Genomic DNA, 8,389 nt, shown 5'->3' with positions numbered 1-8,389 from the left:
AGCTCGGTAAGGCTTAGTTTCGGAAACATGCGTATTATTTCCTTTAACAATCTTGTCAGTTCCTGTTCGGTGAAATATCTGCCGCTTACCAAGACTTGGTTGTCGTATTGTTTTGTCATAGTGCAGGCCCCCTTTGATAATAACCCACACTATTGTCTCATAATTAATTACCGCTGTCCAGTTCCTTTTTCGATAAAATATTTCTTCTAGTCTCTGGAAACCTTGTCGGGCATAGTAGTTAGAGGCTATGCGTCAGTTCTGAGGCAGACAACCCATGGGGTACGAGATACGCCGGAGATGGGGAAGCGGAAGACTCGATGACAATCACATATCCCAAGCGGGCGACCAATCTACAGGTTGGCTGGCAGGAACAACAGCAGAAGCACCGCCGGTTATTAACCTCGCAACCAGCTTCTCCGGGGGCATGCGCGGAGTCCCGGCATTAATCCTGTAATAAAGGGTGGGGTTTTGCTTCATTTTATTGGACCCACTTAAAACAGTGAAAATATTCCTGTAGCCAAACTCCTTGAGGACATTGATGTAATCCTGTGAATACGCTCCATAAGGATAGGCATAATATGCTGTGCTATGCCCCAATTCGGCCATGAAAATTTCCTGCAAAAGGCGGCAGTCCTCTGTCATCCTCTGTAAGTACTCCTCCCTGGTTTCATAATAACCGCTTTGGGGATCGTAGATACAGCCAACAGAAGCCGGCATTTTTTTGCCTGGAGAGACCGGTACACGGTAGTGCTGATCAAAAGTATGGCCGCCAATAGTAACAAGCCCACTCCTTTCCATGGAACGCACCTGATCCCAGTTGAGGTAACCATCCTTTCCTATCATGCCACCGATAATAAAGACGATACTTGGAACCTGGTACTTTTTCAAAACAGGAAAGGCGTGTAAATAGAAATCCTCGTAGCCATCATCAAATGTTACCACAACTGCATTGGGAGGAACATCCACCTCTCCTTCAGTAAAAGCAGCCAATCTCTCAACTGGAATAAAGTTAAAACCATTCAGTTTTAACAGTTCCAGATCTCTATTAAAACGCTGTGGGGTAACATACCCCTCCCCTTTCATGGCCGGGGATACGTGATGATACATTAATACTGTAACCTGATCCTGGTAATAGATGGGCACATTTGGGACCGCAGAATGCTTCTTGGATATATTGGCCTCTACCCAGGATATCCAGTGCGGGTAAACGTTGAAATACCATACCAACAAAACAGTAAAAAATAAAATCAGAATAATGGCGATGCAAATCAAGGACATGTATCTATTAGTCTTTTGGCCACCCGTCAAAACCGGTTCTTTCCGCATGGCTCCTCCCCCAAATTGGTTTTCCGGCTACATCTACTTAGATATGCAGATTTGCTACCCCTTGCTGGTTTAGACAAGAATATTACGGCTTTTTGTAGCAAGAATACAATTACTGTCATTATATTATACACTATCTGAACTTCTTTGACCCGCAGGGTTTTAGAAAGAGAAGAGAGAATATTTGTTAATGATCTTGTTTTTTTGATATTTTCATTAATATTGGAGGGAGATTGGGATTATGAAAATCGATGTTCACGTTCATATCCTGGCGCCGGATTTTATTAAAGACATCAGAAAAAACCTTGACCGCGACGCCCACTTCAAACTGCTGCATGACAACCCAAAGGCTAAATTCGCCACTGCGGAGGATGTACTGGAAAACATGGAGAAAACCGGGATCGACAAGTCGGTGGTCTTTGGCTTTTCCTGTCTTGATCCGGGGATGGCGCGGGAGGCCAATGATTACATCATTGAAACTGTAAAGCGCTATCCGGACCGCTTCATAGGATTTGCTATCGTTCCCCCAAAGGATGCGGGAATGGAAAAAGAGCTGATTCGCTGCCATGAAGCCGGCCTTAAGGGTGTTGGGGAGGTGATCCCGTCATCTGTACAGATCGACATTTCCGACCAGGATCAGGTTGGAGCCTTCACCGCAGTGTGCCGGGAATTGGGCCTGCCTATTTTGATGCACACCAACGAAATGGTAGGACACTACTACCCTGGCAAGGGAGAGATGGGCCCCGAACAGGCCTACCGCTTTGCCATCAACAATCCAGACAATAGAATCATCTTTGCCCACTGGGGTGGCGGACTGTTCAGCTATGAGTTAATGCCTGAGGTTAAGGAGTCCCTACGGCATGTCTACTATGATACCGCAGCCTCTCCTTTCCTTTTCTATCCGGCGGTTTATGAGACCGCACGCCTGGCGGGTGTACTGCCCAAGGTGCTGCTGGGCAGTGACTATCCACTCCTACCCCCATCTCGTTACTACAAGGAATGGGCTGCAACAAACCTCAATGAAGAAGAGAAAAATGGAGTCTGGGGGGAAAATGCCGCACGTTTCTTTGGTCTCTAAACAGATGAATTAAAGAGGAGATGTTAGAGTCAATTAACCGGTGCCACACCGAGGCAGGGCCGTTCGTAACCGGACTTACTATCTTGTTTTATTTCTACTGGTGACGCTCGGCGGTATGGGACTGACAAAAGCCCTAGGACTTATCTCTATATTTTTAAATATTTGAATAAAATTTTTTACAAAGCAGGAATAAAAGGTAGTAATGTAGAAGTAAAGCAAATCCTGCCGATTTTAACAATATAACTACATAAGGAGAAAAAATGGCACAAAAAATATTACCGGAGATAATTGCTCTTTTGCTGCAGGATATCCCTGAAAGTTTGGTAATGACGCTTTTAATCTTCAGCCTGGCAAAAATAAGGTATGAAGCAAAGCCTATCTTCTGCATTGCATCCATGATGGCCTTGACCAACCTTATTGTACGGCATTTACCGATTGCTTTCGGGGTGCATACTGTTATTCTTATCTTTGCTTTTGTTATTAATACCAGGCTTTTTACCAGAGCACAGCTGAGCAAGATTTTCCTATCTGTGTTGCTAACTACCGCTTTCTTAGTGGCGGCTGAAATGGTTTATACAACGCCCTTATTTAACTGGACAGGTATAACCTATGAAGAGTGCTTTGCTGACCCCTTTTTGAGGGCGGCTTTTGCCCTCCCGGGAGAAGTATTTATACTCCTTCTGGCTCTGGGGATTAGGCATTACAATTTCAAAAAGAGAGGGCTCTAAGATGCTGAACCTGACCAGATCAGCAGCGGAATATTTTCAAAAGCAGCTGGGACTCACCCGGGATGAAACAGAGGTCATCCTTTACGGCTTGCAGGTTATTACATACAGCCTGGCGGGCATTCTCACTATCTGCCTGATAGGATGGCTACTGGGGTGCTTTTGGACAACCCTGGCTGTGGCATTGGCTGCGGGTTCCCTGCGGCTCTTATCAGGTGGTGCCCACAGCAGTTCACCGCTCATCTGCAACCTGTTAGGGATGGTGATCGCCCCTCTCCTGGCTAAAATCGCTGAGTGTGCCGCGGTGCAGATGCCCCATCCTGTCCTGCTTTGTGTAGTTTTGATCGGCGCATCCTTTTCCTTGCTGGCTTTTCACTTCTTGGCCCCGGTGGACTCCGCGGCTAAACCGATCACAACCGACCAGGAGCGCCGTAAGTTTAATCGTTTATCTGTGACCCTTACAGCCTTAATTACCCTGGGGCAAATTACCCTGCTCATCTGGGGTAACTCCCCGGCTGTTGTCCTGGCAGTAAGCTTTGGCACCTGGTGGCAAGCCTTTACCTTAACTCAAACAGGCCACCGGTTTGCCTCTATAGCGGACCATCTTTTTTTAAAGGGGGTGTAAGTTATGAAACGCATTCTCCACAGATTATTGCCTGTCTGTTGCAGTGTTCTCACTCTAGCTGCTGTAGTCGGTGTGAAGCCAGCCTGTTTTTGGTTGTTTCATCAACCAGAAGTACCCACAGCACTGAGGAAGTAATATTGTGAACCCTTTCTAATGCCGGCACCCTGGATTACCCGGGTGTCGGCATAGGGGAGGGCATTTATTTGTCACAACTGAACTGTCATAGAAACCATTCTCTTTTGAAACACCATATATGAGAACTCCCTTTTTAAAAACAAAGTCTGATTGGACTCACCTAAGAAGTGGCGGGTGAAAATGTAAGTTGAATCGGTATTAGAGTATACTAGAATGACAACAGGTATTCTTGCAAACTTCCGACATCCGATATCCGGATTCAGACATCTATTTTCAAGATAGGGGAATTATCAATGCGCAACTGGGAAAAGAAAAGAATCGAGGATATTTCCGAACATGTCCTGGTAACTCATATTATCTGCCTCCTGATTTTCCTAATGATAGCATTTATACATCTTAATCTACAAATTGAACCAACCACAAGCAATATTGTCCAGATATCATTGCTAATGGTTATTTTCTGTCTCTTCACTGTTCTCTACATCTCCCGCTACCTGCTGTCGAAAATCCCCATCCTCTCTCAGGCACGCATTGAAGAGGCTCTGCTGCTGGCTATCGTTCTCCCTTTGACCCTCGCCTTCCTCTGGTATAGTGGGGATTTCGTCGGAGCCAAGGTTTTAATCGTCGTCCCGGTGATCATTGCCACAACCGCTTTCGGCAAAACAGCCGGAGTGGGAGCAGCACTGCTGGCCAGCGCACTTATGTTATTTATCGATTATAGAATATTCCTTCATTGGCCGGCAGATGTTTTCCAGGCCAGTCTGATCGTCTCCTCGGTTGCCGTGATTTTAGCCTGGCTGGTGGGAGGGCTTATGGAGGTGGAACGAAAAACCCAGCAGGATCTGTTAGAGCTGGCTGATTATGACCAATTGACCGGTCTTTATAACCACAGATACCTCCAGGAAAAGATCGCCCTTTCACTGCAGAAATCAGTGAAGAGCGGCACCCCCCTATCCCTGGTCCTGCTCGATATCGACCAGTTCAAATATTATAATACCTGCTATGGCTATCAGAAGGGAGATCAACTGCTGGCAGCCATCGGGGCTGTATTGGCAAAGTCTTTACAGGAACCCACCTATGCGGCGCGGTATGGCAGCGATGAATTTATGCTGGTCTTTCCAGGTAAAAATAAAACAGAGTTGCACCCTGAAATGGACCACATCAAAAAGCTGATCAACCTTGAGGCAGAGTCCATCCTCCCCTCTGATAAAGATCTTGTACGGCCATTCTCCATCTCTATAGGGATAGCCGGTTATCCCGATGACACTGATGCAGCCCTGCCCTTAATCAGGGCTGCTGAGGATGACCTTTACCGGGCTAAATACAGTAAAGGCACAGACTACCTCTACCAATCGGTGTTGTGTGAAATCAATGCTCTGAAAATAAAGGAGGCTTTCCCTGCCTTGCAGTCACTGATCTCCTTAATCAACACCAAAGACATGTATACCTTCGGACACTCTGAAAGGGTGATGACATACGCCCTGGCTATGGCAGAGAAAATGAACCTTCCGGAGGATGAGCTGGACCGGCTCCGCTATGGGGCCGCACTGCATGATATCGGCAAAATAAAAATTGAAACCAGCCTGCTAAATAAACCTGCCTCTTTAAACAAACAGGAATGGGAAACCATGAAATTACATACAATCTGGGGTGCCCAGTTGGTAGAAACCATTCCTGCCTTCCATGAGATCGTCCCCCTTATCCGTTCCCACCATGAAAACTATGACGGTACCGGGTATCCCGACGGCTTACAGGGAGAAGAAATACCCTTACTCGCCCGAATTTTGCGCATCGCTGACAGCTTTGATGCCATGACCTCTGACCGCCCCTACCAAAATGCTTTGAGTTATCCTGAGGCCTGCCAGGAGCTCAGGAGAAAAGCGTGTACATATTATGACCCACAGCTGATCAATCCTTTTCTGCTTTCTGTAAATGAGGCATTTTCCAAAGCAGCACAATAGAACCGGGGCCAGGCTAGCTTTATTGCTTTATTATTGAAATGGTTATCTTTTCTCCGACCTCTGACCTTCTGCATCAGACATCCATTTCCACTTCCGACCTCATCCCGAACCATTTGTGTTACCCATGTCTTGACCGAACACACCTCCATTCCCACTTCCAACTTCTCACTTCCCACTTCTCACTTCTCAATTCAACATCCCACATCATTGTCCCCTCTTAATATCGGTGTATATTCGTTGGTAAAACGGTTTAAAATGAATCAGAAGAATGGATCAGAAGAACCGTCCCCGTGATCCACGCATGATCTTGACTTCCATTTACTAGTAAGTTGTGATAGAATGGCAGCCAAAGGGAGTGATTGAATGAAAGCACTACTCGTTTATCCAAAATATCCTGACAGTTTCTGGAGTTTTAAACATGCCCTCAAGTTTATCGGTGTCAAAGCAGCCCTGCCACCTTTGGGGTTGCTGACGATTGCGAGCATGTTGCCTGAGGAGTGGGAAAAAAGGCTGATAGACATGAATGTCCGTAAGCTCAAGGATGAAGACTTAAGATGGGCAGATTATGTGATGATCAGTGCCATGTCAATCCAGCAGGAATCAACAAACGATGTTATTGATCGCTGTAGAAAATTGGGTGTCAAGATCATTGCAGGCGGCTCTCTCTTCACATCAGAACCGGAAAGGTTCCCTGAAGTCGACCACCTTGTTCTCAATGAAGGAGAGATCACCCTGGCCGCCTTTTTAGAAGATCTGGAAAAGGGATACCCACGCCGCATCTACACCACTGATCAAAAACCACAACTGGATAACACCCCAGTCCCCTTATGGGAACTGATCAACATGAATGATTATTCCACGATGAGCATCCAGTTTTCCCGGGGGTGCCCTTATGACTGCGAATTCTGTGACATTACCGCCCTCTTTGGGCGAAAACCACGGCTTAAACCAACCGACAAATTTATCAAGGAATTGGATGCCATCTACAAAAGCGGCTGGAGAGGCGGGGTTTTTATCGTCGATGACAATTTTATCGGGAATAAGGTGCGCCTGAAAAAAGAGCTCCTTCCTGCGGTTATTGAGTGGATGGACAAAAACCGCAACCCCTTCTGGTTTATTACAGAGGCATCGATCAACCTTGCAGATGATGATCAACTGCTGCAGCTGATGCAGCGTGCCAATTTTGCATCAGTCTTTATCGGAATTGAAACCCCGGATGAAGAAAGCCTGCAGGAGTGCAACAAGTTCCATAATATCAACCGCGACCTGATCTCCTCTGTTAAGAAGATCCAAAACTACGGCATCCAGGTGAGCGGCGGATTTATTGTGGGTTTTGACAGTGATACCCCATCTATCTTTGACCGGCAGATTAACTTCATTCAAAAAAGCGGGATCGTCACAGCTATGGTGGGGCTACTCAAGGCTCCTGTGGGAACCAGATTGTTCGATCGCTTGAAAAAAGAGAATCGCATCCTGCCGGATACAGATTTCAGCGGCGATAACACCGATCTGTCTCTCAATTTTGTCCCGAAAATGAACATTCAGAAGCTGACCAATGGCTACAAAAAGATCGTTACAACGATCTATGACCCCAAGCCTTATTATGATCGCGTGATGGAGTTTTTCAAAGAATTCAGACCCGCAAAGAAAAAAGGCCTCTCCATGCTGCGCTTCTGCTATGTAAAAGGCCTCTTTAGGGCAATGGTTATTCTTGGAATTTTAGAAAAGGGGAGGCGCCACTACTGGAAGTTTCTCATGAAAACATTAGTCAAATACCCGCGCTTTTTCCCAGAAGCGATCACCTTTGCTATCTACGGTTTCCACTTTAGAAAGATCTTCGGCTCTTTTCCACAACCGGAGGGCGGCAGTTAATCCCCTTTAATCTACAGGGCAATCTGCTGCCACTTCCCGCGGCGAAACCGTACGATAACAAGTGATGCTCGTACCACCCAATCGATCACAGTTATGATCCAGATGGCAGTAAGCCCCCAGTGGAAAACATAAATTGAAAGATACATGAGGGGTATGCGCAGCAGCCAGGTACAAAGGGTAGTGATCATTGCCGGGGTGCGTGTATCCCCTGCACCCCGCAGTGCTCCGGCCAGCACCATCTCTAGAGCAATGGCCGGCTGCTCGATTGCAGCGATGCGCAGGCAAAGAGCCCCCAGACCCACCACCTGTGGGTCACTGGTAAAAATCCGGATGATAACGGAGGGAAAAACCAAAAAAACAAGAGCAATGACACCCATTACCATTAGAGCAAGCCTGGCCGCTATCATACCATGTTGGTAGGCTCGTTTAGGTTTGCGTGCACCGAGATTCTGTCCCACAAGACTGGTAGCAGCAACCGCAAAACCGTAACCTGGCATATAGGAGAGTGATTCTGCAGTTAAGATAACCTGATGGGCAGCAAAGGGTACTCGTCTCCCAGCCCGGCAGAGCATAAAGCTGCCTAGGAGTCTTCCCAGATTCATCACGGCCCGTCTTCAATTTCCTGCCGGTGCGCTGAGTTTTAAGAATTACCACCTGTCAAGTTCTCTAC

The 8,389-nt window shown here is 46.8% G+C and carries 8 protein-coding genes; 6 read left to right on the top strand and 2 right to left on the bottom strand.

Features of this window, described 5'->3' with window-relative positions:
• Positions 1-324 precede the first annotated feature (324 nt).
• The gene (locus tag SSCH_RS15555; RefSeq protein WP_044666283.1) at positions 325-1,326 is read right to left on the bottom strand and encodes a polysaccharide deacetylase family protein; all 1,002 of its coding nucleotides are present in this window, start codon (positions 1,324-1,326) and stop codon (positions 325-327) included.
• A gap of 238 nt (positions 1,327-1,564) precedes the next feature.
• Between SSCH_RS15555 and SSCH_RS15550 the strand changes: the two genes are divergently transcribed.
• From SSCH_RS15550 to SSCH_RS15530, 6 genes are all read left to right on the top strand, one after another.
• Positions 1,565-2,401 (top strand): amidohydrolase family protein, encoded by an 837-nt coding sequence (locus SSCH_RS15550; protein ID WP_044666282.1) that lies wholly within the window; start codon positions 1,565-1,567, stop codon positions 2,399-2,401.
• 260 nt (positions 2,402-2,661) lie between these two features.
• Positions 2,662-3,129, top strand: coding sequence for a hypothetical protein (locus SSCH_RS15545; protein ID WP_044666281.1), 468 nt, complete (start codon positions 2,662-2,664; stop codon positions 3,127-3,129).
• A gap of 1 nt (position 3,130) precedes the next feature.
• On the top strand, positions 3,131-3,751 hold the full coding sequence (locus tag SSCH_RS15540) for an accessory gene regulator ArgB-like protein (protein WP_044666280.1): 621 nt from the start codon (positions 3,131-3,133) through the stop codon (positions 3,749-3,751).
• A 3-nt stretch (positions 3,752-3,754) separates the two neighbouring features.
• Complete coding sequence (locus tag SSCH_RS17860) at positions 3,755-3,886, top strand: cyclic lactone autoinducer peptide (RefSeq protein WP_084711248.1); 132 nt, start codon at positions 3,755-3,757, stop codon at positions 3,884-3,886.
• Positions 3,887-4,179: 293 nt separating this feature from the next.
• Positions 4,180-5,847: a bifunctional diguanylate cyclase/phosphohydrolase gene (locus tag SSCH_RS15535; protein ID WP_044666279.1), complete on the top strand. Its 1,668-nt coding sequence runs from the start codon at positions 4,180-4,182 to the stop codon at positions 5,845-5,847.
• Between the two features lie 363 nt (positions 5,848-6,210).
• Entirely contained in the window at positions 6,211-7,719 is a 1,509-nt protein-coding gene (locus SSCH_RS15530) for a B12-binding domain-containing radical SAM protein (protein WP_044666278.1), read from the top strand.
• Positions 7,720-7,730: 11 nt separating this feature from the next.
• Here SSCH_RS15530 and SSCH_RS15525 read toward each other — a convergent pair whose 3' ends face one another.
• Positions 7,731-8,321: an MATE family efflux transporter gene (locus SSCH_RS15525; protein ID WP_052835748.1), complete on the bottom strand. Its 591-nt coding sequence runs from the start codon at positions 8,319-8,321 to the stop codon at positions 7,731-7,733.
• Positions 8,322-8,389: the final 68 nt, after the last annotated feature.

Source organism: Syntrophaceticus schinkii, assembly GCF_000946815.1.
GTDB lineage: Bacteria > Bacillota > DSM-12270 > Thermacetogeniales > Thermacetogeniaceae > Syntrophaceticus > Syntrophaceticus schinkii.
The sequence above is the reverse complement of the archived record's forward strand: the minus strand, read 5'-3'. Positions and strand labels throughout refer to the sequence as shown.